Here is a 25,806-nt window from a genome sequence, read left to right as displayed (position 1 = left end):
GGGAGGGCGGCATGGCCCGGGATACGCTCGAACAGTTCTACATCCCCGAAGAGCAGTCGATCTATCTGCTCAGTCACGACGATGCCCGCAAGCTCAAGGACTGGGTCGCGCTGTGCCGCACCCAGCTCGAGCAGCTCGGCTATCGCGACACCGAGCTGGTGGGCAAGGGCGCCTACGGCTTCGTCTTTGCCGGGGTCTCGGCGCGTGACGAGCATCACGTCTTCAAGTTCTCGCGGATCACCCTGCCCCGGCACCTCCAGGACCGCCTGGAGGAAGAGGCGTTCATGCTCGAGCAGGTCGATCATCCGCGGGTACCCCGGCTGGTCGCCTTCCAGCGCATTCGCCGGCAATCGATCCTGGTCATGGAGCGGGCGCCGGGGAGCAACCTCGAGGAGTATTCGCTGGGTCACGGGCGCCTGCCGCCGCGCCTGGTGGTGCACATCGCCGCCCAGCTCGCCGATATCCTGCGCAGCCTGCGTCGCGAAGCCGGGCCGCATGGCAAGCCGATCGTCCACGGCGACATCAAGCCCTCCAACCTGGTGTTCGACCCGCGCACCGAGCGCGTGGCGCTGATCGACTGGGGCTCCTCGGTGTTCGCCCAGCTCGATGCCAACGGTCAGTTCGTGTCCAGCAACGTCATGGAGCTGATGTCCGGCGACCTGCAGCACACCAACGCTCGGCTGGGCGATGTCTATTTCATCGGCGACGAGCAGTTGAACGGCGGCCTGTCGTCGCCCCGCTTCGACGAGCAGGGAGCGGCCGCCACGCTTTATGCGCTGGCCTCGGCGCAGTCATGTCGCTTCGGCCACCGCGCGATCCCGGCGACGGCGCTGGGCCTGCCCGTCGAGTTCGCCCGCGTGCTGGACGGCATGCTCGACAGCGATCCGCAACGCCGCCGCCGGGCCGGCGACTACTTCCTCGCCGCGATGCCGCGTCTGGCGCGGCTGGTGATGGTCGACCTGCCCGAGCCGGCCGAGCCGGCACAGATCCCGGTCTGGGCCAGGCCCAGGCGAGGCGAGATCGATACCGTGGTCTACAGCTCGCGCAAGGCGTTCCTGCGCGAGGCGGTCGCCACCGATACCCTGCGGGCGGTCAACGATGTCCAGCTCGATCGTTATTACCGGACCTTCATGCAGGGCATGGGCGAGACCGAGAAGGCCTTTCTCGCCGCGGTCAGCCGGCTCGGCAAGTATCCCGTGGTGGGCGGCCTGGCGGTGCGCTGGGCGAGCGACGGCGTGTACATCGACAGCGTGCTCGACCTGCACGATCCGTCGCTCAAGCGCGCCTTCGTCGCCGCGGTCAACAACATGGTCACGCTGGCGCGGGCGATCTACCGCCGCGGCATCTTCAAGAGCTGTTTGTTCAATGCCCGCGACACGAGACACATCGACCGCACCGATCCCGAGTCGCCGTTTCAGCCCCCGGCGGGCATGACACTGCCCTACGAGGTGAGCGCCGTGCCCGAGCTCGAGGACCGCGCCCGGGTGCATTCCTACTTCGAGGATGGCCCCGACCCCGAGGAGTTCCTGCAGCTTCCCGCGGCGATCCTGCGCCAGCTCGAGGCGCTCAACGCGATCCATCATACCGGGCTGATCATCTTCGAGGCCCTGCCGACCCACCTGAAGATTCACAGCTACTACCGGCTGCTCGATCCCTCCCGCGAGGTGCAGTTCCGTGCCTGTCTCGACGCCATGCTCGCCGCCGTGCCGTTGATTCGCGGGCTGGGCGTTTCCGGCTACATGAAGATGCCCTACAAGGACACCCGAAGCTTCTCGCACATCGAGCGGCTGCCGGCGCGCTTCTATCCTCGCAACCCGCGGGAGGCCATGCGCGCCGGCCATGGCGCCGGGTGAGCGCCACGCTCCCGGCACGGTAACGAAACATCACACCCCGAGTTTGTGTAGGCGCGACTTGGCGACTACGTTGGGGCGGAATCGGTCAATTGTGACCCTTTCAACGGCAGACTAAAGGAGGAGTTTGCGATGAAAGAGACTCAGGACCTGTTCCCGACCCGCCTGGAGCGAAAGCTGGGCATGTTCGAACGCATCGACCCCGTGGTGCACAGTGACGGCGAGCAGCGCGCCCGGGGCCCGCTCAGCGAAGCGCAGCTCGACGAGTTCGACAGGAAGGGGTTTTTGTCCTTCGATGGGTTCTTCGGCCAGGAGGAAATGGATGCCTTCCTGCAGGAACTGCGCGATTACGAGGATGACGAGGACCTCAAGCTCTCCGAGGGCACCATCCTCGAGCCGGGCAAGCAGGAAATTCGCTCGGTCTTCGGCATTCACGAGGTTTCCGAGCACTTCAGCCGGCTGACCCGGGACCCGCGGCTGCTGGCGATGGTCCAGCAGATTCTCGGCAGCGAGGTCTACATCCACCAGTCACGCATCAACTACAAGCCCGGCTTCAAGGGCAAGGGCTTCGACTGGCACTCGGACTTCGAGACCTGGCACAGCGAGGACGGCATGCCGCGCATGCGTTCTCTGAGCTGCTCGATCATCCTCACCGACAACGGCGAGTTCAACGGCCCGCTGATGCTGATTCCCGGTTCCCACCGGCAGTTCGTGCCCTGCGTGGGGCGCACGCCGGAGGACAACTACAAGGAGTCGCTGAAAAGCCAGGAGATCGGCGTGCCGGACGAGGCCAGCCTGCGGGACCTGATGGTCGAGGGCGACATCGAGGCGCCCAAGGGGCCGGCCGGTTCGCTGGTGATGTTCGAGTGCAACACCATGCATGGCTCCAACATCAACATGTCCTGCTGGCCGCGCAGCAACCTGTTCTTCGTCTACAACAGTGTCGAGAACACGCTTCACGATCCGTACTGCGGCAACCGGCCGCGGCCGGAATTCCTCGCCAACCGCAAGGACTGGCGCCCGCTGACTCCGGTGGAATGACGCCGGACGGCCCGGCTGTCCGGAACCCTGCCCCCGCAAGACACGCCAGGCACCCCACGGGGTGCCTGGCGTCATTGTGCGCCCGGAACCACTGTCGCGATCACTCGCGTGGCAGTCCGTCTCCCCACACGTCGTGCCAGGCCCAGCCGTCCTTTTCGATGTAGGCGAGCAGCAGGCGCTGATCCCCCAGCGCCTCGAGCATCCGCTGCCAGGCCGGGTCATCGCGAGTGACCCCCGGGAGGGTGGTGTAGTCCTCGAGCGAGGGCAGCCGCGGCGAGCGCGGCGCCGGATGGATGAAGGCGTTGCCCAGGGTGGCGAGGAAGCCGTCGATCAGTGACTGCGTGGTGGCCAGCTGAAAGCGTACCGTCGCGGGCAGGTCGGGGCAGGTGTGCTGCAGCAGCACGAGCACCTGGTAGAGCCGGGCCAGGGCCACCGGCAGCGCGCTGTCGTCGTGCCGGCTGTGGAAGTAGTGCAGGACCGGATAGGCCAGGTGCTGCTGGCCAAGGCTGGCGATGCCGCCCTGCAGCTGCTGCAGCTGGGTGGCCAGGCTCCGGTAGTCGCCGTCATCGGCGGTGGCGGCGGCGATGCGGCAGGGCGTGCGGCCGATCGCACTGATCGTCAGGGCCAGCTGGCGTTTCTGGGTGACCGCCGAGACCACCGGAACGATGTAGGTCACCGCCAGGGTGAACAGGATCAGGCCGTTGCCCGCGGCGAGCACGCTCAGCAGTCGCCACGCCGAGCCGCCGGGAACGAAGTCCCCATAGCCCAGGGTGGTCAGCGTGTAGCCGGTGAAATAGGCGCGTTCGCTGAGCGACGCCGCCACGCGCGAGGTCGAATTGACCACGGCCAGCGGCTCGCTGCTGAACAGCAGCCACCAGCCCGCCCAGGCGATGACGATCCAGCTCAGCATCAGGGCGCCGGCGATGCAGGGGCCGGCAGCCGCGAGCAGGGCATGGTCGGGCCGGCGCCGGTGCTTCCATAACAGGGCCTGCCAGATGACGCTGATCAGGCGGTTGGTGACGGGACCGGAACTCGAGGCCGACAGGGTGGTGCGGGCGGCATCGTAGGTTGCCAGCAGCACCAGGACGCTGCCGGCCACGATGAACAACAGACTTTGCGACATGGGATCTCCCTTCCGTGTGTCGGGCGGCCTTCCTGACCGCCTTGCCTGACATGGCAAGGCCGCATGGTACTACCAACGGCGCTTGCCGTAAGGTAAGGGCTGAGCCATGCAGGAGAGGAAAGCGTCATGAACCGGACCAATTCACGCTTCGTGCGTACCATCGAGCGCCTCGATGCCCTGCATGCCGAGGACCCGCGCCGGGTGGACGTTGGTGGTGAAACCCTGCCCCACGAGCTGCATTATGCCCGCTGCATGAGCGCCTGGCTGGAACGGGTGGCACCCGAGGCGTCCGAGGCCCTGCGTCTGGCGGTACGTGCCCAGCACCTGCAGCGCTGGCAGCTTCCCCGGGACGCCTATCCACGCGACCGTCCCGGTTACCTGGCCTGGCGCCGGGAACTGGGGCGGCGCCAGGCGCAGACCGCGGCCGAGGTGCTGCGCGATGTCGGCTACGACGAGGCGACCGGCGAGCGGGTCGCGCGCCTGATCCGCAAGGAGGGGCTGCGGCGCGATCCCGAGACCCAGGCCCTGGAGGATACCGCCTGCCTGGTATTTCTCGACAACGAGTTCGCCGATTTCGCGGCACGCCACGACGACGACAAGATCCTGCGTATCCTGCGCAAGACCTGGGCCAAGATGTCGCCGCGCGGCCACGAGCTGGCGATGACAATCGATCTGCCGGAAGAGGCGCAGGCGCTGGTCAAGCGTGCGCTGGCCTAGACGAAGCTCAGCGCAGCTTGGTGCTGCGCCGCTCGAGCAGCTCCTGCGGTGGATGGAAGGCATCGGCGCGGGCGCTGTCCCAGAAATGGCGGAAGACATGATGCTCCGGTGTCCCGTGCAGCAGCTCGTCCGGCTCGAGATAGGCGTAGAGTGTATCCAGGGTCTGGATCTCGGTTCGCGAGGCCCGGCGCAGCACGTGTTCGGGGCCGAGCTGCTCGGGATGCGTCAGTCCGGCGGCGGCGAGCATCTCGGCCAGCGCCTTCAGGGTGTTCTCGTGGAACTGGGCGACGCGCCGCGACTTGTCGTCGACATCCAGCTTGCGACCGCGGTGCGGGTTCTGGGTCGCCACGCCGCTGGGGCAGCGGTCGGTGTGGCAGGACATCGACTGGATACAGCCCAGCGCGAACATGAAGCCACGGGCGGCATTGCACCAGTCGGCCCCCAGGGCGATGGTGCGGGCCACGTCGAAGGCCGAGATGATCTTGCCCGAGGCGCCGACGCGGATTCGCTCGCGGAGCCCGGCACCGACCAGGGTGTTGTGGACCAGCAGCAGGGCCTCGGTCAGCGGCATGCCCAGGCGATTGATGAATTCCAGCGGGGCGGCACCGGTGCCGCCTTCGCCGCCGTCGACGACGATGAAATCCGGTCGCGTGTCGCTCTCCAGCATCGCCTTGACCAGCCCGAACCACTCCCAGGGATGGCCGATGGCCAGCTTGATACCCACCGGCTTGCCGCCGGACAGCTGGCGCAGCCGCGCGATGAAGGCCATCATCTCCAGCGGTGTGGTGAAGGCGGAGTGCCCGGCCGGTGACACCACGTCCTGGCCCAGTGGCACCCCGCGGGTGGCGGCGATCTCGCGGGTCACCTTGGCCGCGGGAAGAATCCCGCCGTGCCCGGGCTTGGCGCCCTGAGAGAGCTTGATCTCGATCATCTTGACCGCCTCGAGGGTGGCATTCTCGACGAAGCGCGCTTCGCTGAAGCTGCCGTCCTCGTTGCGACAGCCGAAGTAGCCGGAGCCGATCTCCCAGACCAGGTCGCCGCCGTGACGGTGATAGGGCGAGATCGCGCCTTCACCGGTATCGTGATAGAAGCCGCCCTGCTGTGCGCCCCGGTTAAGGGCGCTGATCGCGTTGGCCGAGAGCGCGCCGAAGCTCATCGCCGAGATGTTGAACACACTCGCGGAGTAGGGCCTGGCGCAGTCGGCGCCGATCACCAGCCGGAAGTCGTGGGTCTTGATCGTCGCCGGGCGCAGCGAGGGGCTCATCCACTCGTAGCCCTCGGCGTAGAGATCCTGGACCGAACCGAAGGCCTTCTTGTCGGAAACATTCTTGGCACGCCGATAGACCAGGGAACGCTGCTCGCGGGAAAACGGCTGGGCGTGGGTGTCCGACTCGATGAAATACTGGCGAACCTCGGGGCCGATCGACTCCAGCCAGTAGCGAAAGTGGGCGAGGATCGGGTAGTTGCGGCTCACGGTATGGCGCTTCTGGCACAGGTCGTAGGTGCCCAGCGCGGCCAGGGCACCCAGGATCAGGGCCGCCCAGCCCCATCCCGGGGCGGTGGGCCAGAGCGCCAGCGCGACGACCAGGCCGATCAGGCTGAGGGTGTAGGGGGCATAGCGGAAGGGAAGGCGGCTCAGCAGGGAAGGGTCGTGCATCGATGGGCTCCTGTCGACAATCCGGGACAGTCAAAAGCAGCGCGTCACGCTTTGCAAGCGGACCGGTCTGCTATGGTGAAGTGACCAGCCGTCGGTTCTGCTCTCCGGCGCCGCACAAGGGCCTTCGCCGATGCCACGGTCCGTTCCCCCGGCCTCGCTGTCGCTGGATGACAAGCGCGCCTTCCTCTCGAGCTCGAGCAGTTACGGCATCACCGCGCCCGTCGAGGTGGTGGAGACGCACGTGTCCTGTGTCTTCCTCACGCCGCAGCGGGTCTACAAGCTGAAGAAGCCGGTCGCATGGGACCATGTCGACTTCACGACCCTCGCCGCTCGTCGCGCCAATTGCCAGGCCGAGGTCGCGCTCAATCGTCGCCTGGCTGCGCCCACCTACCTGGGGGTGATCGCGCTGGTGCGCGATACGGCCGGTGAATGGCGTCTGCGTCGTGAACCATTGCCCGGGGACGCAGTACTGGACTGGCTGGTCGAGATGCGCCGTCTCCCCCACGGGAAGATGCTGGACCGGCGCATCGCCGCGGGTCGTGTCTCGTGCGCCGACCTGGAGCCGGTGGTCGAACGCCTGGTTGAACTCTACCGTCGCGCCGCCCCCGAACCGCTGACCGGCGCCGAGTATCGCGGGTATTTCCGGCGCACCCTCGCCGAGCATGCCGACTCGCTGTGTGACGCGCGCCTGGGCATGGACCGCCGGCGCATTCGGCGCCTGGAAGCAGGGCTGCAGGCGTTTCTGGCCCGGTGCCCGGAGCTCTTCGAGGCGCGCGTCGCTGCCGGGCGGATCGTCGAGGCGCACGGCGATCTGCGCCCGCAGCACATCTGTCTGGTCGACCCGCCCCAGATCATCGACTGCCTGGAGTTCGATCGCGACCTGCGCCGCCTCGACCCGCTCGACGAACTCGGCTTCCTGGCCATGGAGTGTCGGCGCATGGGGGTCGCCGGTCTGGGAAAGGCGGTGCTCGCCCATTACGCATCGCTCAGCGGCGACAGCTGTCCGCCGACGCTGCTGGCCTTCTATCAGGCCTATCGCGCACTCCTGCGAGCCCTGCTGGCGGCCTGGCATCTGCTCGACGAGGAGTGCCGCGATCCCCGGCACTGGCGCCACAAGGCCGGCACCTACCTTGATCTGGCCGAAGAGTACCTGACCGAAGCCGGCCGCGACCGGGAAGCACTCGTGCCCTGAGGGTCGGATGAACGTCGGAAAGGCGGCTCAGGGAGCGCCGCCGTCGAGGAGCTCGACCAGCGAGCCGCCCCCGTGCAGGCGCTGGATCGCCTCGCCGAGCAGGGGCGTGATATCGACCACGTCGAGCCTGCTCCTCGCCACCGATGCCTGGAGACGAAACGGCGGTACGCTGTTGCTGACCATGAGACCGGTCAGGTCGTCGGTGTCGAGGATCGTGTCGGCCTGTTCCGAAAACAGGCCGTGCGTGGCAATGGCATGAACCTGTTCGGCGCCACGCTCGAGAAAGGCACGTGCGGCACGGGTCGTGGTGGTGCCGCTGGCGATCAGGTCGTCGACGATCAGTACGCACCGCCCCTCGACGTCGCCGGCGACGAGCTTGCCGGTGACCCGGCCCTCGCTGCGCTTCTTCTCCATGAAGGCAAGGGCGACCTCCTGGCCCAGCCGCGCCTCGAGCGATTCCCGGAAGGCCTCGGCGCGCTTGACGCCTCCCACGTCCGGGGAAGCCACGCACAGGCCCCGGGTGGGGCGCCCCCCGGCCAGCCAGGCCTCGATGAAGACGTGTCTGGCCTCGAGCATCACCGACGGGCAACGAAAGGCATTCTGGAAGGCCGCCACGTTATGCACGTCGAGGGTGACGATGCGGTCGATGTGCATGGCCTCGAACAACTGGCCGATGTAGCGGGTGGTGACGGGATCGCGCGGCTTGGTGCGCCGGTCCTTGCGCGAATACCCCAGGTAGGGCGCGACCATCGTCAGCCGCGCCGCCCCGGCGTCCCTGAGCGCGCCGAGCAGGAACAATACCCGTATCAGCGTGTCGCTGACGGCCTGTTCCGGGCTGGTGCAGAGCGATTGCACGACATAGACATCACGCTCGCGCACGCTGATGGTCGGGCGTATCTTGTGTTCGCCATCCTCGAAGGCACGCTCCTCATGGGCGCCACGCTCGGCACCCGCCCATGCAGCCACACGGTCGGCAAGGTCACTGCCGGAGGCCAGGCTGAAGACCAGCGGGGGACGAGAGGGCATGCCGTTCTCCCTGAGGCGAATCACGACGCTCGGCCGCGCAGCGTAATCCGGGCGGTTCAGCCGTGCGCGGCCTGCCGGCCTTCACCTTCCGCGAGACGCCGCAATCCCTCGAAATCGAGGATCTGGAATTCGCGCCCCCGGGTGGCCATCAATTGCTGCTGCTGGAAGCGGCTCAGAAGCCGGCTCACCGTTTCCACCGCCAGTCCCAGGTAGTTGCCGATATCGCCCCGGGACATGGCCAGCCGGAAGCAGTAGGGCGAGTAACCGCGCCGCTGAAAGCGTGCCGACATGGCCATGAAGAAGCTGGCCAGCCGCACATCGGAGGTGCGGCGCAACAGCAGGCGCACCAGCATGCGCTCGTGATGCATCTCGCGGCTCATGGCATGGAAGAGGTGATTGCGCATCTCGACGACCAGCGGATGGTCACCCTCCAGGCGCTGGAAGGGCACCTCGCAGACCGTGGTGGTTTCCAGGGCCACCACGCTGCCCGGGTAGCGCTGATCGCCGATGCCGTCGAGGCCGACCCATTCGCCGGGCAGAAAGAACTGGGTGATCTGATCCTCGCCCGAGGGCAGCCGCGACGACTGCTTGAGGCTGCCCGAGCGCACGATGAAGAAACTGGTGAAGGGCGCCCCCTGCTGGAACAGGACCTGACGCTTGTGCAGCGGCGGGGCTTGCCGGGTCAGCGACCTGAACTGTTCCATTTCCTGGAAGGTGAGCGTCAGCGGTGTACAGAGCGAGCTGAGGCCGCATGACTGGCAGCGAGCCTGGGTCTGGCGTGCCAGCGGCAGGACGCGGCTGTGTATCGTCATGTCACCCTCCCGATACCCGATATGCATTAAATGAGTACGGAAGAGGACGGCGGAAGCAAAAGGTTGGTATTCGTCATCGAATCCGGGGGAGTTTGCTGGTCTTTTTGATGCTATCGGCGCGCGTATGACGCCCATCAAAGTTTGTTGAAACCTCCCTGACTACAGTGCGCCGAAGAACGGGACAGAACAATCAGATCGCCGCATGGCATGTCATGGCCGGACGGCGGGAAACGCCACTTTTTACAGGGGAGGGAGTGCCATGCTGGTCGCACTCGATAGCAAAAAGACCGCATTGCTGCCCGAGGAAGGCAGTCTCCGGGCCATCGCGCATGAAGCGGAAGGGGGGGCGCTCTACTATCAGCTGTCGCTGCGCTTTCTGGCCTACCAGCCGGCCGTGAGTCGGCTGTTCGATATTCTTGCCGACGAGTGCCGTGAGCGCGTCAGGTCACTGGCGCACACGGCGGAGCGCATGCAGCTGGTGGAGCGGGCGACGCTGAAGGCCAACGCGCAGGTACTGGCCGCCACACCGGCCTGCAGCCATTTCTTCGTCACCGACGAGGCCATGGCCTCACGGCTCATCCGGGAGGCGCAGCAGCGAGCCGAGCAGTCCCTGGCCTGCTATCGCTTCTGGTTCGGGCTCAATGCGGTGACCGCCTGGCAGCCACTGCTCAAGGAGATCGTCGAGCAGAAGCGTGCCGAGTGCCGGCTGATCGCCGAGAGCGTACCCGGCAACCTCCCCACCTTGTCACCGATCCTTTCGGAGCGCTGTATCGCCTGAAGCCGGGCTCCACCTTTCTCCTTCCTTCACCGCATCTCGTTACCCGGCCCGCCGATTCGGGGCGGCCGGGGCCGGACGGCCGGGCAGTTCGCTGGCCCAGTCCATGGCCGCCTGCTGCTGGTGGTTGGTGAAGACCCGTACCGTCAGCGGCGCGAACAGGCGGCTTTCCAGGGCCGCCACCGGTCGCAGCCAGTGCTGGTCCGAGATGATGGCCACGTGGTGGAAATGCTCCAGCTGGCCGACCTGGGTGAGCCCATAGCCGATATCGCGCAGCAGCGCGGGGGGCGTCATGCTGCGCAGCGCATCGAGCTCCAGGTACAGGCTGATGCGAGGGTGCAGGGTCTTGGCGGTTTCGATGGCATCGATGATGGACTGCAGTTCGTCGGCATCGAGGCGGCCGCCGAGGCGCATGGCCAGTACATGGGGTGCCGGGGTGTCGATCCATTCGAGCATGGGAATGCCTCCGTGAGGGCCATGTCCTGAGCCTAGCAGAACCCGGTGCGACGGCCTGGCCCGTGGACGCGGGGCTGGTAGAATGCCGCTTTCATTGTCGTCCCGGAGTCCGCGAGGATGAGGTCCAACCCCGATGTGGTGGTCATCGGCGCCGGTGCCGCCGGCCTGATGTGTGCGTTGACCGCCGGCTACGCCGGCCGGCGGGTACGGGTGATCGATCATGCCGGCAAGCCCGGCAGGAAGATCCTGATGTCCGGCGGCGGGCGCTGCAACTTCACCAACCTGGCGACCGGGCCGCGGAACTTCTTTTCTGCCAACCCGCATTTCTGCATCTCGGCGCTCAGGCGCTACCGCCCTGAACATTTCCTCGAGCTGGTCGAGCGCCATGGCATCGAGCCGGTCGAGAAGGCGCCGGGCCAGCTGTTCTGTGCCGACTCGTCGCGGCCGATCCTCGACATGCTGCTGACCGAGTGCGACTGGGCCGGCGTCGACATTCAGCTGAAGACCTCAATCGAGCGCGTCGAGCGTGTCGGCGACGGCATGCGGTTGACCACCAGCGCCGGCACCCTCGACACGGGCGCGGTGGTCATCGCCACCGGCGGGCTGTCGATTCCGACGATGGGGGCCAGCGGTTTCGGCCACGAGGTGGCGCGCCAGTTCGGGCTGGCGGTGACCGAACTGCGTGCCGCCCTGGTGCCCTTTACCCTGACCTCGCAGTGGAAGGCGCGGGCCGCCGATCTGGCGGGGGTGTCCTGCGAGGTAGCGGTGCGCTGCCGAGACGGGAGCTATCGCGAGCCGTTGCTGTTCACGCATCGCGGCCTGTCCGGACCGGCGATGCTGCAGATTTCCAGCTACTGGCAGCCGGGAGACGCCCTCGAGATCGACCTGCTGCCCGGGATGGACGCCGTGGCGGCACTGCGCGAGGCGCGCGAGGCGTCGCCGCGGCGTCATCTGTCGACCTGGCTGGCCCAGCAGCTGCCCCGGCGTCTGGCGCAGGCGCTGGTGGAATGGCACGCCGATGACGGGGTGCTCGCCGAGTGCAGCAATGCCCGCCTGCAGCGCTGGGGGGAACGTCTCAACCACTGGACGATCAAGCCGGCCGGTACCGAGGGCTGGCGCACCGCCGAGGTGACCCTGGGCGGGGTGGATACGCGAGCGATCTCATCGAAGACCTTCGCGGTCGAGGCGCTGCCGCAGCTGCGCTTCATCGGCGAGGTGCTGGATGTGACCGGCGAGCTGGGTGGTCACAATTTCCAGTGGGCCTGGTCGTCGGGCGTTGCCTGTGGTCTGGCTCTGTAAAAGCACGGCGAAATGAGGCGAGTACCTTGAAGGTCCGGCATGGCTGCCTACGCTGAGGACGAGCAGCCAAGGATGACACCGGAATTTTCAGGAGCAGCAGCATGTCCTCTTCCTTCATGTCGCACGTCGATGACGCCCCCTGCGACCTGGCCGATGCGTGGAGTGTGCGCTATCGAAGGACGCGCCTGGCCAGCGAGACGATCTGTGCGCCGTTGCACGCCGAAGACTACGTCGTCCAGAGCATGCCCGACGTCAGTCCACCCAAGTGGCATCTGGCGCATGTCAGCTGGTTCTTCGAAACCTTCCTGCTGATCCCGTTCCTGAATGGCTACCATCCCTTCGATCCGGCCTACGACCGCCTGTTCAACTCCTACTACGAGACCCACGGCCAGCCGTTCCCGCGCCCGCGTCGCGGCGTGATCTCGCGTCCCACGGTGGCCGAAATATACCGTTATCGTGCGTATGTGGACCAGGCCATGGAGCAGCTGCTGCAGGCGCCACCGGCCGGGCACGCCGACGTCATTCGTGAGCGTGTCGAGCTGGGGCTGCACCATGAGCAGCAGCATCAGGAGTTGCTGCTCATGGATATCAAGCACATTCTCGCCCAGAATCCGCTGAACCCGGTCTACCGTGGTGACCTGGCAGCGTCGCCTGCCGTCGAGGCGGCTCCGCTCGCCTGGCATGCCTATCCGGCCGGGGTGCAGGAGATCGGCGTGGCGAAGACGGACACCGGCTTCTCGTTCGACAACGAACGCCCTCGTCACCGGCGCTTTCTCGAAGCCTTCGAACTGGCCGCACGGCCGGTCACCAACGGCGAGTTCCTGGCCTTCATCGAGGACGGCGGCTATCGTCGCCCCGACCACTGGCTTGCCGATGGCTGGCAGCAGGTCAACGAGGCCGGGTGGTCGGCGCCGCTCTACTGGTGCCGGGAGGGCGGAGCCTGGCATCACATGACGCTCGGCGGGCTGAAGCCGCTGGATCCGGCGGCGCCAGTGTGCCATGTGAGCTTCTTCGAGGCGGACGCCTATGCCCGCTGGGCCGGGGCACGCCTGCCCGACGAGGCCGAATGGGAAGTCGCCGCCCGCAACGTGCCGGTGGCCGGCAATCTGGCCGAGGCCGACCATCTGCAGCCGGTGGCCGCGGCGGCGCCGGGGAAGGGCCGGGTCAATTGTTCGGCGATGTCTGGGAGTGGACCGGCAGTGCCTATCGGCCCTATCCCGGCTTTCGCACGGCGGCCGGCAGCCTCGGCGAGTACAACGGCAAGTTCATGTCGGGGCAGATGGTGCTGCGTGGGGGGGCCTGTATCACGCCGCGGGCCCATGTCCGGGAGACCTATCGCAACTTCTTCCCCCCGCAGGCCCGCTGGGCCTTCAGCGGCTTTCGCCTGGCGCGGGATGGCTGACACGAGGAGCAGGACAATCTCAGTTGGCTCTGACGAGGGCGCCGGGGGCAGGTTGAAGAGGGGGTCCTGTGCCATGGCCGGAAAATGTTCCTTTCCATTCCGGCATTTCCGCCATCCATGGCGGTCAGATGGCGTAGGTAGCGCCCATGGAGGGGTTCATGGCGCCCCCTCGCAACCTGCCGACGGATCAGCCTGAGTCGTGTTGCAACTATCTGCTGCAATAGCCCTGACACGAGGAGCAGGGGCCTGCGCAGACGAGGGTGATCGTGCGATACTGGCGCCCCTTCACGTCATTGCTGTTGCAGGTCCATGAACTCGACACGTCTTTCTTCCCTACGGCAGCGGCTGCGGGGTTCGCTGGCCTTTGCGCTGGTCAACCTGGTCGCCGTGTGGCTGATCGCGCTTCGTTACACGCCGTTTCTCGAGGTTCCGCACGACCCGCTGGGCATCGCCTACCTCATCGTGACCTGGGTCGGTCACTTCGGCTTCCTGGCCCTGCTGGCGTGGCTGCCCCTGGCTGTGCTGGCGCTGATCCTGCCGCGGCGCGTGCTGTGGCTGCCGGCCAGCCTGCTGGCCATGGCCGGGCTGTGCCTGATGCTGGTGGACACCGTGGTGTTCGCCCAGTATCGCTTTCATATCAATCACTTCATGGTGTCGCTGTTTCTCAATGACAAGAACGGCGAGATCTTCAGCTTCACGACCTCGACCTGGCTGGTCGTCGCCGGGGTGTCGCTCGGCGTATGGCTGGCCGAGGCCTGGCTGGCCTGGCGGCTGCTGGGCAGCGAGCGGGTGCGTCGGCTGCCCTTGTGGCGGGGCTGTAGCGTGCTGCTGCTGGCGCTGGTGGCCAGTCACGCCATCCACATCGTCGCCGATGCGCGCTACCAGCGCAGCGTGACCCAGCAGGTCAATATCTTTCCCCTGCTGTTCCCGGCCACGGCCAAGAGCTTCATGGAGGCCCACGGCTGGCTCGACCCGCGCGCCATGCGCGCGGCACGGGCCGACATCACCCACGATGCGCCCGACGACATCGACTGGCCGAAGGCGCCGCTGCAGTGCAGCCCGGGAGACACGCCGCCCAACGTGCTGCTGGTGCTGGTCGACACCTGGCGCCACGACGAGTACGGACCGCGCAACACGCCGGTCATGGTGCGCGAGCTGAAGGGCGACTCACGGCGTTTCATGAACCACTACAGCGGCGGCAACAGCACCCGCACCGGGGTCATGAGCCTGTTCTACAGCCTGACCGGCAATTACTATCATCGGCTGCAGAATTCCCAGACGCCGTCGCTGCTGCTCGAGCAGTTGCAGGCCAATGATTATCGGCTCGGCATCTTCGCCTCGGCGAGCCTCGACAGCGTCGGCTTCGACCGCTCGATCTTCTCCTCCGTGACCGACCTGCGCGACTCGCCCGACGGCGACACCCCCGCCGAGCGGGATCGGCTGCTGACCCGGGAATGGCTCGACTGGCAGGCCCGGCGCCGCGACAGCGGGGACGACCGCCCCTGGTTCGGCATGGTCTTCTACGATGCACCGCACGGCTACAGCGTGCCAAAGGGGGGCGAGACCCCCTATCAGCCCTCGGCCTCCAGCATGAACTACCTGGATCTGGGGCCGGATACCGATCCCGAGCCCTATTTCAACCTGCACCGCAATGCCGTCTACAACGTGGACCAGCGCATCGGTCGCGTGATCGAGGACCTGAAGCGCCACGGCGAGTGGCGGAATACACTGGTGGTGATCACCGGCGATCATGGCGAGTCGTTCAATGACTTCGGTCGCAACTACTGGGGCCACAACAGCCATTTCGCCTCGCCCCAGACGCAGGTGCCGATGATCGTTCACGGCCCCGGCGTGACCCCGGGCGAGCATCGCGGCACCACCAGCCATCTGGACGTGGTGCCCATGCTGATGCGCCATGCGCTGGGCTGCACGAACCCGGTCGGCGACTATGCCCAGGGCCAGGACCTGCTGAAGCCGGGGCTGGATCATGACTGGGTCATGGCCAGCAGCTACCTGGACAATGCCGTGATCGAGGACGATCGCATCACCGTGATCAATACCGCCGGCAGCTGGCGGGTGGTGGATCGGCAGCTGAACCCCCTGGAGGAGACGATCTCGCCGGCCGTGCGCCAGGCGATGCAGGCGATGCGTGCGTTCTATGCGCGATGAATGAGCGTGATGCCTGCGGCGCCGGCCGGGCCGGTGCCGCAGGCGGTCATGCGAGGGGGGCGTGTACAGAAGCGCTGTGGAGCGCCGAGTGATGCCGTTCAGTGGCGGTGCAGCGAGCGGTAGACGGCACGCAGACGATTGGCCAGCAGCAGGCCGGTCATGAGGCGGCGGGTGAGCCGCCCGGCCGAGCGCGGGCGGCGCAGGGTTCGCCACGACACCAGCCCCAGGGCGGCAAGGGTGGGCGCGCGCCAGCGCATCAGCTTCTGCCAGCCGTGATCGATCGGGGCCGTGGCCTCGCGCCAGTCGCGCAGAGCCATGCCCATGTCCAGGCGCTGCTGGAGAATCTGCGCGTCGAGCCGCTCGCGATAGGCCAGTCGTTCACGATGCGTCACGGGACGGCTCCAGTGCCTGACGATCCTGGGCGAGATGATGCAGTGTGGATTCCATCAGCCGGCGCTGTCTGGCCAGCCGCCTTGCCCGAAGTGCCAGCCCGGCGGCCAGCAGCAGCAGGACAGCCGCGCAGAGAGAGATTGCCAGCAGGCGATGGTCCTCCCAGTACAGCACGACGACCAGCAGCAACAGCATGCCGACGCCGAACAGGAAGAGAATCAGGCTGGCGCCGACCAGCAGCAGTATGGTCAGCAGCCGGTCGCGCTCGAGCTCGAGTTCGAGCACCGCGAGACGCAGGCGCGTCTCGCCGGTGGCGACCAGGTTGCCGATCAGGCGTCGGGCGGCGTCGATGACGCGTTCTGCCGGTCCCTGGCTCTCCGACATCAGCGACGTCCGAGCAGCAGGCCGACGACCACGCCCACTGCCGTACCGATGCCGATGCTGGTCCAGGGGTTCTCGCGGACATAGCGATCGCAGGCGTCGGCGCCATCGAGCATGCCGTCCCGGGTATCGTGATAGAGCTTCTCGCCGCGTGCCTCGAGGCGGGCGCGCGTGTCATGCAGCCGTTGCTGGGCGCGGTCACGCAGTTCCTTGACGTTGCTGCGCGAGTCCTCGGCCGTCGCGGCGACGAGTTCCTCGACGGTGCGGGACAGGTGCTGCAGGTCTTCCTTCAGCTGGGCCGTGCTGGCCTCGTTATCGTGATGCCCGGTGGGATGCATGGCCATGGTCGTGTCTTCCTTTGACGATGAATGACGCTCTCATCATAGCAGCGTGTCCTGTCGGTTCAACGACTTCCCGGGATCCCGGCGAGGAAGGTATTGAGGCTGAAGCCAAGCCCCAGGCGCTGAACGTCATTGTCATAGTCGATCAGACTTTCCCCGTAGCCGTCGTAGTACTGGATATAGCCGCGAATCTTGCCGGCCAGCGGGAACGAGTAGTCGAGCTGGACCCCGTAGTGCTGCTTGCCGGGGTTGCCGCGCACCATCATCGACACCTCCTGGTCGCCGAAGGCGCGGACCAGGGTGATGTCGCCGTAGCCGATGTAGTTTTCCAGATCGGGGTTGTCGTCGTTGGCACGGCTTTCCGGGACCCGCCAGTGGGGCGCGACACTCAGTGCCCATTCGCCGCGCTGGAACAGCAGGTCGGCATAGACCCGGTTCCAGCTGCGCGACAGCGGCTGCGAACGGCCATTGGACTGGTGCGCGAAGCCGATCCGGTTGAGGGTGTTGGTCCAGCCCAGGAAGGACAGGTCGTTGTCGAAGCTGAGAAAGGCCTCCGGCTCGTAGTTGGTCTCGCGGAAGGGCGCCGAGGCATCGGAGTTGTAGGCCTGCCACCAGCTGCGCTGGGTATAGGCGAAGTACAGGTCCCCGTTGTTGCCGAAGATGTCGTCGAGCACGCTGATCTTCAGGCTCAGCTGGAACTTGACCTCGGCGTTGTCGGCGTTGGCCTCGTTGGTGATGGCATCGAAGTCCTTCTGATTGGGGTTGGCGTTGTGGGTCCAGGGCAGCAGATAGTTGCGGTGATAGACGGTGATCGCCAGCGGGTTGCGATTGGAATCACGTTCCAGAGCACGGCGATTCTGCGCCTGTTCGAGCGCTGCCTCGGTGGCGGGGTCCGTCGCTGGATTATCCTGGGCAAGAGCCATCAGCGGCAGGCCGAGTGTCAGCGAGAGCAACAGCGGTGATAGTGCTCTCGACGCGGTCGACAAGGCCATAAGTTACGTCCTGTGGGAACCATCAAAGGTCCGTTTCTACCACGCCGGGCCGCCAAGTCAATTCCGGCGGATTGCCAAGGGGGTGGCCGCCCCGCACAATCTCAGCGGCGAGGTGGCCGGTCAGAGGAGAGACAGGCGTGAGCAGGTGGTGGCGGAGTGCACTTTTCTGGGTGATCCTGACGAGCTGGCTGGTGAGTCTGGCGGCCCTGGCGCAGGACGATGTCCAGCTGCCGGAGCGTGATACCGTCGAGCAGCAGCTGCAGACCCTGGAGGCGGTCGACAAGCCCGACTCGGGCCAGCAGGGCACCATGGAGGTGCTGCGCTCGGTGTTGACCACGCTCGACAAGATAAAATCGGTCGAGAAGGAGCGCGCTGCGCTCGAGAAGCGCCTCGAGCAGGCGCCTCAGGAAATCGATCGGCTGGAGCGAGAGGCCCGCGACAGCGAGCGCCAGGCGCTGCCGGCCACCTCGCAGCTGGAAAAGCTCTCCCAGGAGAAGCTGGAGGCGGATGTCGCCCAGACCCTGGACGAACTGCAGACCCTGCAGAACCGGCTGGCCGACACCAATTCCCGACTGATCGAGACTCAGACGCTGCCCGAACGGGCGCAGAAGACAATTTCCGAGGCGCTGGACAGGATCGAGAAGCTGCGCATGGCGCGCGATAACCAGACCGCCGCCGAGGACAGTCCGCAGGCCTGGCTGACCCAGGCGCAGCTGCAGCTGGCCGAGAGCCAGCTGGCCCTGAACCGCCGCCAGCTGGCCACCAATACCCGCCTCAACTCGCTGGCGGAGCGTCGGCGTGATGCCCTGAGGCAGCGTATCGACAGCGTCGAGGCACGGCTCAACCTGCAGCAGGCGGTACTCGACCAGCGTCGCCGTCAGCAGCTCGAGGCGGCGGTGACCGAAGCGGCCAGCCGCGACCCGCTGATCGCCGCCGGCCATCCGGTGGTGGTCAAGGCCCAGTCCCGCAATCGCGAGCTCAGTCAGTCGCTGCTCGATGCCATCGACCGGCGGCACACCTACGAGCGCAAGGGCGTTCGGGTGCGCACCCAGCTGGATCGAGTACGGCAGGTGCAGCGTACCCTGACCGAGCAGATCGAGGCGATCCGCGGCAGCCTGCTGCTGTCGCGAATCCTGCGCGAGCAGCGCCGCGAGCTGCCCGACATCGATGCCATGGAGGGGCTGCAGGAGCAGATCGCGGACATCCGGCTGGCGCAGTTCGAGCTGAGCCGCCAGCGCGATGCCCTGCGCGACATCCCCGCCCTGGCGCGCCAGCGACTCGAGGCGGCCGGGGTCGACCCGTCCCCCGCGCTGCTGAAGTCTCTGGAGCAGCTCTACCAGTCGCGACGCGACCTGGTCGACGAGCTGGAGCAGGCCGACGGGGAGCTGCTGACCGCCGCCATCGACCTGCAGCTCAACCAGCAGCAGCTGGTCTCCATCACCCGCGGGTTGCGCAAGACCATCGAGGAGCAGCTGTTCTGGGTGGCCAACCGCAGCCCGCTGGGCCTGGACTGGCTGCGTCATCTGCCGGCCAGCGTGACCGAGAGCCTCGCCCCGGAGGCGTGGCGCCAGATCGGCCATGCCCTGGCCGGCCCGCTGAAGGCCGCTGCCGGCTGGGGGCTGGTGCCGATACTGCTGGCCGGTGCCCTGGTCCTGCGCCGCCGCCAGATCAAGCGCTCCCTGCGCCAGCTCAACGACGAGATCGGTCGGCTCAAGCGCGATACCCAGATGCATACCCCGCGTGCCATCGGCCTCAACGCCCTGCTGGCGACCCACTGGCCGCTGGGGCTGGCCGGGCTGGGGGCGGCGCTGATCCTGGGCGGTGACGGCGCGCGTACCCTGCTGGGCTGGGCCTGTCTGCATCTCGCGCTGGCCTGGGGGGTGATCGAGCTGGCCCGACGGCTGCTGGTCAACGACGGCGTGGCCATCCGGCACTTTCACTGGCCGGCGAAGTACGCCGCGCGCCTGCGCTGGCTGCTGTGGTGGCTGGGCGCCGCACTGATGCCGGTGCTGGTGGTCAGTACCCTGGCGCAGGAGGGCGGCCTGTCGCTGGAAAGCCGTCCCGTGGCGCTGCTGGTGCTGCTGGCCGGGCTGGTGGCGATGAGCTGGGTGATCGCCCGGCTGATTCTCGCCCATGTGCCGTTCTTCGGCACCAAGGTGTTTCGTCTGCTGCTCGGGCTGGGGCTGGCGGCCGTCAGCCTGGTGCTCGGCGGCCTGATCGTGATGGGCTACGAATATACCGCCCTGCAGCTGATCAACCGCTTCGTGATCAGCCTGTATATCCTGGGCGCCTGGATCCTGGTCGAGGCGGCCGTGGTGCGGGGGCTGGCGGTGGCCGCACGGCGCCTGGCCTACCGGCGGGCGGTGGCCCGTCGCCGGGCCCAGGTGCAGGAGGGTGCCGAGGGTGGCGTGGAGGTCGTGGAAGAACCGCCGCTGGATCTCGACCAGGTCAACCAGCAGTCGCTGCGGCTCTCCAAGCTGATCCTGTTTCTCGGCTTCACGCTGGTGCTCTATCTGGTCTGGGCCGATCTGCTCACCGCGCTGGCCTACCTGGATCACGTGGCGGTCTGGACCACCGAGCAGGGCCAGGGCGATGCGCTGACCACCACGCCGATCACCGTGGCCGACCTGCTGGTAGGGCTGTTTACCCTGGTGCTGACCTTCGTCATGGCGCGCAACCTGCCCGGCCTGCTGGAAGTGATGGTGCTGTCGCGGCTGTCGCTCAAGCAGGGCAGCGCCTATGCGATCTCCTCGCTGCTCTCCTATGCCATCGTCGGCACCGGGGTGGTGGCCTCGCTGGGCACGCTGGGCGTTTCCTGGGACAAGCTGCAGTGGCTGGTCGCCGCGCTCGGCGTGGGGCTGGGGTTCGGTCTGCAGGAGATCTTCGCCAACTTCATCTCGGGGCTGATCATCCTCTTCGAGCGGCCGGTGCGCATCGGCGACACCATCACGCTGGGCAACCTGCATGGCACCGTCAGCCGCATCCGCATCCGTGCCACCACCGTGACCGACTTCGATCGCAAGGAGATCATCATCCCCAACAAGACCTTCGTCACCGACCAGCTGATCAACTGGTCGCTGTCGGACACCGTCACCCGGGTGGTGCTGACCTTCGGCGTGGCCTACGGCTCCGATCATCGGCGTGTTCACGAGCTGCTGCGCCGGGCCGCCGACGAGAACCCGCGGGTGCTGGGCGATCCCGAGCCGCAGGTGTTCTTCATGACCTACGGGGCGAGCACCCTGGACTTCGAGCTGCGCATCTTCGTCAACACCCTGGGGGATCGCCTGCTGGCCACCGACGAGATCAACGGGCGGGTCGGCGAGCTGTTCGCCGAGCACGGCATCGAGATCGCCTTCAACCAGCTGGAGGTCTGGCTGCATCGTGCCGACGGCGCCGAGGCACGGGTCGAGAGCCGCGTCGTGACACCGGGAGCGGCGCCCGAGCCGCAGCAGGGCGACCCCGGGGCGGCGGGTATCGAGGCGGGGGACGCCGAGCGCTGAGGGGGAGTACCCGGCGCCGTTCAGGCGCGCCGGGCGTGGAGCAGGAACTCGCGGTTGCCGTCGCCGCCGCGGATCGGGCTCTCCCGCCAGGTGTCGACGCGAAAGCCGTGCTCGGCGGCACAGGCGCGAATCCCGGCTTCGACCTCGGCATGCAGCGCGGGGTCGGTGACGATGCCGCGGGCGTCGACCCGGCCGGGTCCGACCTCGAACTGCGGCTTGACCAGCGACAGCAGATGCGCGCCCGACGGCAGCACGCGGGCGATTTCGGGCAGGATCCGGGTCTGCGAGATGAAGGAGACGTCCATCACCGCCACCCGTGGGCAGCGCGCATCGTGGGCCGCGAGCGCCTCGTGAAGGCGCGGATCGTCACTCATGGCCCGGGCATTGAGCCCCTCGAGGCAGGTGACGCGCGGATCCTCGCGCAGGGCGACATCGAGCTGATCGTGGCCCACCTCGATGCCGATCACGTGTCGGGCGCCGCGCTTCAGCGCGCAGTCGGTAAAGCCGCCGGTGGACTGGCCGACATCCAGCACCAGACAGTCGCTCAGATCCAGGGCGAGGGTATCGAGCAGCGCTTCCAGCTTGAGCCCCGCCCGGGAGACGTAGCGCTCCTCGGGGTCGTCGGTGATCGTGAAGGCGGTGTCTTCGGGCCACTTTTCGCCGGGGCGGGTCAGCGGCCGTTCGGGAGCGTCGGTGGCGCTGACGCGGCCGTGGCGGATCAGTCGCTGGGCCCGCGTGCGCGAACGCGCCAGGCCCCGGGCGACAAGCAGCAGGTCGAGTCGCATCATGGCGAGGTCTCGTCTCGGGTGTCGGCGGCGATCGTGCCGCGCTGGAACTCGCGTGTCCAGCGCGTCAGCAGGGCCTCGCGCTTGAGGCGGTCGAGTGTCGCCAGCAGGCCGGGGCCGATGCGGATCGGCCGCAGGGCGTCGCCGAGACGTTGCCTCAGCGCGTTGGCGGTGCCGGGGCCGTCCAGCGCGGGATGGATCGCGCCCAGGGTGGTCAGCTCGCTGATGGCACGCTGACCGGCCTCGCCGAGCAGGTAGTCGAGAAAGCGCCGCGCCGCCATCGGGTGGGGGGCGTCCCGAGGAATGAAGGCGAGCCGCTGGGTGACCAGGGCGTAGTCGTCCGGGACGGCGATCTCCAGCTCGGGGTGCTCGCGGACGAAGTCCCGGGCGTAACTGCCCAGCAGGTTGTAGCCGATCAGGTAGCGTCCGTCGGCCAGCCCCTCCAGCATGTCGCGCGTGGTGCCGGCCAGCACGGTATCGACGCCGCCCAGCGCATTTACCAGCTCCCAGTAGCGCGGCGACAGCCGCGCCTCCTCGATGGCATAGGTATAACCGGCACCGCTGGTGGCCGGGTCGTAGGTGACGACCCGCCCGCGCAGTGCCCGGCGATGCCCGGTCAGCAGGTCAACCAGGTCGGCATGGCTGGTCACGGCGCCGAAGCGCTCGGCGAGCTCGCGGCGATAGACGATGACCACCGGCTCGAAGGTGAAGGCAAACAGTTCATGACGCCAGCGGGCCCAGGCCGGCCAGCGTCGTGCCGCCTCGCTGGCCAGCGGCTGGGCATGGCCGTCGTTGGCCAGCCGGTACTGCCAGGGCATCGCCGAGGACAGCACCACATCGGGGCGTGGCGTGGCGTCATCGTCGAGAAAGTCGCGGTAGATCGCCAGGGTGGTCAGGTTGTTGTAGCGCAGGGCGAGATCCGGATTGCGATGATGAAAGTCCTCGAGCAGCGGGGCGATCAACGGGGTGTCCAGCGCGCCGTTGATGACCAGCGTCTCGCCGGGAGCGCCGGCCCGCGCGGGGTAATCGAGCCGCGACTGGGCGAGGGCGACCTCGATCGGCGAGAGCACCAGCAGCACGGTGGCCAGCAGAGCGGTGACGAGGCTCATGCGCGATCTCCCTGAAACGTCATGGACACGCACAGGCCCGGCCCGTGCCGGCCCTCATCGAGGGTCAGGCGGGCGCCGTGCCCACGGGCGATGCTGTCGACGATGGCCAGCCCGAGCCCGGAGCCCTCGCCGGTCTCGGCGCCGCGATGGAAGGGCCGCAGCATCAGCCGCCGCCGCTCGGTGGGGATGCCGGGGCCGTCGTCCTCGACCTGGAGGCGGGGCGGGGCGGCCTGCACGCGCACGGTGATGTGGCGCGCGCCGTAGCGGCGGGCATTGTCGATCAGGTTGTTGAGGGCTTCTTCCAGCTGCCAGTCGATGCCGGTCAGGGGGATGGCGTCATCGGGCGCGTCGAGCTCGAGCGCAATGCCGGCGCGGTGGCAGGCGGCGAAGGCATCCCGGGTGGCGTTGCGTGCCACGGCGACCAGATCCAGCATCGAGGTCACCGGCGTGGCTTCGGGGTTGTTGAGCCGGGTCAACGACAACAGCTGGACCGCCAGCCGGGCGGTGCGGGCACTGGAGGCCTGGATGGTCTCCAGGGCCGAACGCCAGCTGGCGGGGTCGGGCTGGCGCAGGGCCAGCTCGGCGCGCGCCGACAGCCCGGCCAGCGGGGTGCGCAGCTGGTGCGAGGCGTCGCCGATGAAGCGCTCCTGATTGGCGCGCACGCGGCGCATGCGCGCCAGCAGCTCGTTGAGCGTCTCGCGCAGTTCGGCCAGCTCGCGGGGCAGCGGCAGGTCCAGGGGCGCCAGGGTCCGCGGATCGCGATGGCGGATGGCGCGTCGCAGCCGGGTCAGCGGCGCCAGGGCGATGCGAATCGCCAGCAGGACCACGGCGATCGCCAGCAGTGCCATCAGGGCGATGCGACCGGCACTGCCGGTGAACAGCGACCACGTCAGCTGGTCGCGGCCCTCCCGGGTGTGGGCGACCCGCACCTCGAAGCGTTCCCGCTGGCTCCAGCTGTCCAGCCGTGCGGGGCGCACCCCGACGCGCAGGGTCATGCCGTGCCAGTGGGTATCGGCGAAGCGCAGGGTATCAGCGCCGCCGGGGACCGCGGGCAGGTCGGCGTTGCCGGTGATGAAACGGCCGTGGTTGTCGTAGAGCGCGTAGAACACCCGCTCCTCGGCATCCGTGGCCAGCATCTCCAGCGCGGCGGGCGGCAGATCCAGCCAGAGCTGCTTGTCCTGCCACTTGACCTGCTCGGCGATGGCCAGCGAGGCGGCCTCGAGCAGACGATCGAAGGCACGGTCGGCGGCATCGTGGGCACTGCGGTAGGCCTGCATCAGCATCAGCGCGCCCAGCCCCAGCAGCGGCAGCAGCAGCCAGAGGATCAGGCGCCGGTAGAGGCTGTCGGTGGCCTTCATGACTCGGTCAGCAGGTAACCCAGCCCGCGTATCGTGCGCAGCTCGACGCCGCGGCCGGCCAGGCGCCGGCGCAGCCGGTGCACATAGACCTCGATGGCGTTGTCGCCGACGGAGTCCGTGGCGAAGGCCTCGCCGGCCAGCTGCGCCTTGTCGATCGGCTCGCCGGCATGGCGCATCAGGCAGCCCAGCAGGCGCTGTTCGCGTGGCGGCAGGTTGAGCGGTTCATCGTCGAGGGTGAAGCGCTGGGCCAGGCCGTCGAACGCCAGCGGACCGACCTGAAGATGGGCGCCGGAGGGGTGGCGGCGGCGCAGCAGGGCTCGCACGCGGGCCTCTAGCTCGTCCAGGGCGAACGGCTTGGCCAGGTAGTCGTCGGCGCCCAGGTCCAGGCCGCGTACCCGGTCCTCGATGGCGCCCCGGGCGGTGAGGATCAGCACCGGCGTGTCGGCATCGTGGCCACGCAATGTGGCCAGCACCTCGAGCCCGCTGCAGCCGGGCAGGTTGAGATCGAGCAGGATCAGCGCGAAGTCGTGCCGGCCGGCGAGCCGCTCGCGGGCCTCGTTGCCGTCGGCGAGGCAGCCGACGGAGTAGCCGGCCAGCCCCAGGGCATCCTGCAGCGTTTCCGCCAGCAGGGTGTCGTCCTCCACCAGCAGCAGTTTCATGGCGTGGCCTCCGGGTCGTGAGTCGGGCCGTCCAGCGGCCGGCGCGCCAGGGCATTGACGGCGGCGTCGAGTCGACTCGCGGCGTCGGCGGCATCCAGGCGGCCCGCCGGGCCGGAAAGCGCCAGCCACAGGGGCAGATCCACGGTGGGCGACTCGGCCAGCGGGCGGCAGATCATGCAGCCTCCGGCGAAGGCCAGCGCCGGCGAGTCGGGCTCGGGCGTGCGCCAGCGTGTGCCGGGACGCAGGTCATGGCGCAGGGCGCTGTCGGCCAGGGCCACCAGCCGGCACTCGGCGTGGCGGCCTTCCACGGCCAGCAGCGACGCCGTCTCGCCGCTGTCCTCCGCCAGCGCCTCCAGGGCGGGGCGAATCCAGGCCTCCAGGCGGCGCTGCGGGAGGTGGCGCCGGGCCAGGCGCACGGGGGAGTGCCCCAGCCGGTAGCGCCCGTCGCGGTCGCGCTGGACATAGTCGAAACGTTCCAGGGAGCCCAGCAGACGCAGCAGCGTGCTCTTGTAGAACCCGGTGGCCGTGGCCAGCTCGGCGAGCGAGAAGCGTTCCTGAGCGTTATCGAAAACCTCGAGGATCGTCAGCGCGCGTTCCACGGCCTCGACGCGATCCTGTGCCATGACGGGCCCTTTATCTCCATGACCGGCGTTGCGGTCGCATTCAACTTTGGTCGCAACCTTGGGCGCAGGCGTTGACGCCCGCGCTCAGGAACCCTAGCTTTCCATTCTGTAGAACGATGTTCTTCCTTACAGAATTGTAAGGCAGGCGT

22 protein-coding genes and 1 pseudogene are annotated in these 25,806 nt (G+C 67.8%); 9 read left to right on the top strand and 14 right to left on the bottom strand.

All coding sequences use genetic code 11. From position 1 onward, the window contains the following. Positions 1-11 precede the first annotated feature (11 nt). A complete protein-coding gene (locus KGQ91_RS14540) occupies positions 12-1,853 on the top strand; it encodes a protein kinase domain-containing protein (protein WP_224421310.1) in 1,842 nt (613 codons plus the stop codon). Between the two features lie 129 nt (positions 1,854-1,982). Further along, on the top strand, positions 1,983-2,891 hold the full coding sequence (thpD, locus tag KGQ91_RS14535) for an ectoine hydroxylase (RefSeq protein ID WP_224421309.1): 909 nt from the start codon (positions 1,983-1,985) through the stop codon (positions 2,889-2,891). A 100-nt stretch (positions 2,892-2,991) separates the two neighbouring features. Here the strand turns inward: thpD and KGQ91_RS14530 are convergent, their stop codons facing one another. Next, positions 2,992-4,014, bottom strand: coding sequence for a potassium channel family protein (locus KGQ91_RS14530; protein WP_224414596.1), 1,023 nt, complete (start codon positions 4,012-4,014; stop codon positions 2,992-2,994). A gap of 126 nt (positions 4,015-4,140) precedes the next feature. Between KGQ91_RS14530 and KGQ91_RS14525 the strand changes: the two genes are divergently transcribed. Then, complete coding sequence (locus KGQ91_RS14525; RefSeq protein ID WP_224414597.1) at positions 4,141-4,731, top strand: DUF4202 domain-containing protein; 591 nt, start codon at positions 4,141-4,143, stop codon at positions 4,729-4,731. A 7-nt stretch (positions 4,732-4,738) separates the two neighbouring features. Here the strand turns inward: KGQ91_RS14525 and KGQ91_RS14520 are convergent, their stop codons facing one another. Beyond that, positions 4,739-6,388 carry an FMN-binding glutamate synthase family protein gene (locus KGQ91_RS14520; protein WP_224414598.1) on the bottom strand — a complete coding sequence of 550 codons (1,650 nt, stop codon included), beginning with the start codon at positions 6,386-6,388 and terminating at the stop codon, positions 4,739-4,741. 130 nt (positions 6,389-6,518) lie between these two features. Here KGQ91_RS14520 and KGQ91_RS14515 point away from each other — a divergent pair, with 130 nt between their 5' ends. After that, complete coding sequence (locus KGQ91_RS14515) at positions 6,519-7,580, top strand: hypothetical protein (RefSeq protein WP_224414599.1); 1,062 nt, start codon at positions 6,519-6,521, stop codon at positions 7,578-7,580. 27 nt (positions 7,581-7,607) lie between these two features. Here KGQ91_RS14515 and KGQ91_RS14510 read toward each other — a convergent pair whose 3' ends face one another. Next, on the bottom strand, positions 7,608-8,606 hold the full coding sequence (locus KGQ91_RS14510) for a ribose-phosphate diphosphokinase (protein WP_224414600.1): 999 nt from the start codon (positions 8,604-8,606) through the stop codon (positions 7,608-7,610). 56 nt (positions 8,607-8,662) lie between these two features. After that, positions 8,663-9,418, bottom strand: coding sequence for a helix-turn-helix domain-containing protein (locus KGQ91_RS14505; protein WP_224414601.1), 756 nt, complete (start codon positions 9,416-9,418; stop codon positions 8,663-8,665). Between the two features lie 259 nt (positions 9,419-9,677). On the opposite strand from KGQ91_RS14505, the gene KGQ91_RS14500 reads away from it, so the two are divergent. Next, entirely contained in the window at positions 9,678-10,196 is a 519-nt protein-coding gene (locus KGQ91_RS14500; protein WP_224421308.1) for a hypothetical protein, read from the top strand. 39 nt (positions 10,197-10,235) lie between these two features. Here KGQ91_RS14500 and KGQ91_RS14495 read toward each other — a convergent pair whose 3' ends face one another. Next, on the bottom strand, positions 10,236-10,649 hold the full coding sequence (locus KGQ91_RS14495) for a SpoIIAA family protein (protein ID WP_224414603.1): 414 nt from the start codon (positions 10,647-10,649) through the stop codon (positions 10,236-10,238). Between the two features lie 117 nt (positions 10,650-10,766). Between KGQ91_RS14495 and KGQ91_RS14490 the strand changes: the two genes are divergently transcribed. The 3 genes and pseudogenes from KGQ91_RS14490 (at position 10,767) to KGQ91_RS14480 (ending at position 15,519) form a co-directional block, all read left to right on the top strand. Further along, a complete protein-coding gene (locus KGQ91_RS14490; RefSeq protein ID WP_224414604.1) occupies positions 10,767-11,948 on the top strand; it encodes a BaiN/RdsA family NAD(P)/FAD-dependent oxidoreductase in 1,182 nt (393 codons plus the stop codon). Between the two features lie 101 nt (positions 11,949-12,049). Continuing rightward, positions 12,050-13,350, top strand: a pseudogene (egtB, locus tag KGQ91_RS14485) (ergothioneine biosynthesis protein EgtB). A gap of 309 nt (positions 13,351-13,659) precedes the next feature. Then, complete coding sequence (locus tag KGQ91_RS14480) at positions 13,660-15,519, top strand: DUF3413 domain-containing protein (protein ID WP_163649028.1); 1,860 nt, start codon at positions 13,660-13,662, stop codon at positions 15,517-15,519. Positions 15,520-15,617: 98 nt separating this feature from the next. Here KGQ91_RS14480 and KGQ91_RS14475 read toward each other — a convergent pair whose 3' ends face one another. The 4 genes from KGQ91_RS14475 to KGQ91_RS14460 are packed head-to-tail and all read right to left on the bottom strand — an operon-like array spanning position 15,618 to position 17,623. Then, complete coding sequence (locus KGQ91_RS14475) at positions 15,618-15,911, bottom strand: YqjK-like family protein (RefSeq protein ID WP_163649026.1); 294 nt, start codon at positions 15,909-15,911, stop codon at positions 15,618-15,620. Continuing rightward, complete coding sequence (locus KGQ91_RS14470) at positions 15,898-16,293, bottom strand: phage holin family protein (protein WP_163649025.1); 396 nt, start codon at positions 16,291-16,293, stop codon at positions 15,898-15,900. Before KGQ91_RS14470 ends, KGQ91_RS14475 begins: the two co-directional genes overlap by 14 nt. Further along, a complete protein-coding gene (locus tag KGQ91_RS14465; RefSeq protein ID WP_163649024.1) occupies positions 16,293-16,634 on the bottom strand; it encodes an ElaB/YgaM/YqjD family protein in 342 nt (113 codons plus the stop codon). Before KGQ91_RS14465 ends, KGQ91_RS14470 begins: the two co-directional genes overlap by 1 nt. Positions 16,635-16,693: 59 nt before the next feature. Beyond that, positions 16,694-17,623 (bottom strand): phospholipase A, encoded by a 930-nt coding sequence (locus tag KGQ91_RS14460; RefSeq protein ID WP_163649023.1) that lies wholly within the window; start codon positions 17,621-17,623, stop codon positions 16,694-16,696. A gap of 137 nt (positions 17,624-17,760) precedes the next feature. Between KGQ91_RS14460 and mscK the strand changes: the two genes are divergently transcribed. After that, positions 17,761-21,123 carry a mechanosensitive channel MscK gene (gene mscK, locus KGQ91_RS14455; protein ID WP_224421307.1) on the top strand — a complete coding sequence of 1,121 codons (3,363 nt, stop codon included), beginning with the start codon at positions 17,761-17,763 and terminating at the stop codon, positions 21,121-21,123. Positions 21,124-21,143: 20 nt separating this feature from the next. Here mscK and KGQ91_RS14450 read toward each other — a convergent pair whose 3' ends face one another. From KGQ91_RS14450 to KGQ91_RS14430, 5 genes are read right to left on the bottom strand one after another with little or no spacing between them, the layout of a single operon-like run. Then, on the bottom strand, positions 21,144-21,911 hold the full coding sequence (locus KGQ91_RS14450; RefSeq protein ID WP_224421306.1) for a TlyA family RNA methyltransferase: 768 nt from the start codon (positions 21,909-21,911) through the stop codon (positions 21,144-21,146). After that, on the bottom strand, positions 21,908-23,017 hold the full coding sequence (locus KGQ91_RS14445; RefSeq protein WP_224421305.1) for an ABC transporter substrate-binding protein: 1,110 nt from the start codon (positions 23,015-23,017) through the stop codon (positions 21,908-21,910). Before KGQ91_RS14445 ends, KGQ91_RS14450 begins: the two co-directional genes overlap by 4 nt. Next, entirely contained in the window at positions 23,014-24,375 is a 1,362-nt protein-coding gene (locus tag KGQ91_RS14440; RefSeq protein ID WP_224421304.1) for a sensor histidine kinase, read from the bottom strand. The genes KGQ91_RS14445 and KGQ91_RS14440 overlap by 4 nt, the downstream gene beginning before the upstream one ends. Next, positions 24,372-25,034, bottom strand: coding sequence for a response regulator transcription factor (locus KGQ91_RS14435; protein ID WP_224421303.1), 663 nt, complete (start codon positions 25,032-25,034; stop codon positions 24,372-24,374). The genes KGQ91_RS14440 and KGQ91_RS14435 overlap by 4 nt, the downstream gene beginning before the upstream one ends. Beyond that, positions 25,031-25,657, bottom strand: coding sequence for an IclR family transcriptional regulator (locus KGQ91_RS14430; protein WP_163649017.1), 627 nt, complete (start codon positions 25,655-25,657; stop codon positions 25,031-25,033). The genes KGQ91_RS14435 and KGQ91_RS14430 overlap by 4 nt, the downstream gene beginning before the upstream one ends. Positions 25,658-25,806 lie beyond the last annotated feature (149 nt).

The organism is Modicisalibacter tunisiensis (assembly GCF_020148005.1).
GTDB classification, from domain to species: Bacteria; Pseudomonadota; Gammaproteobacteria; order Pseudomonadales; family Halomonadaceae; genus Modicisalibacter; species Modicisalibacter tunisiensis.
The sequence above is the reverse complement of the archived record's forward strand: the minus strand, read 5'-3'. Positions and strand labels throughout refer to the sequence as shown.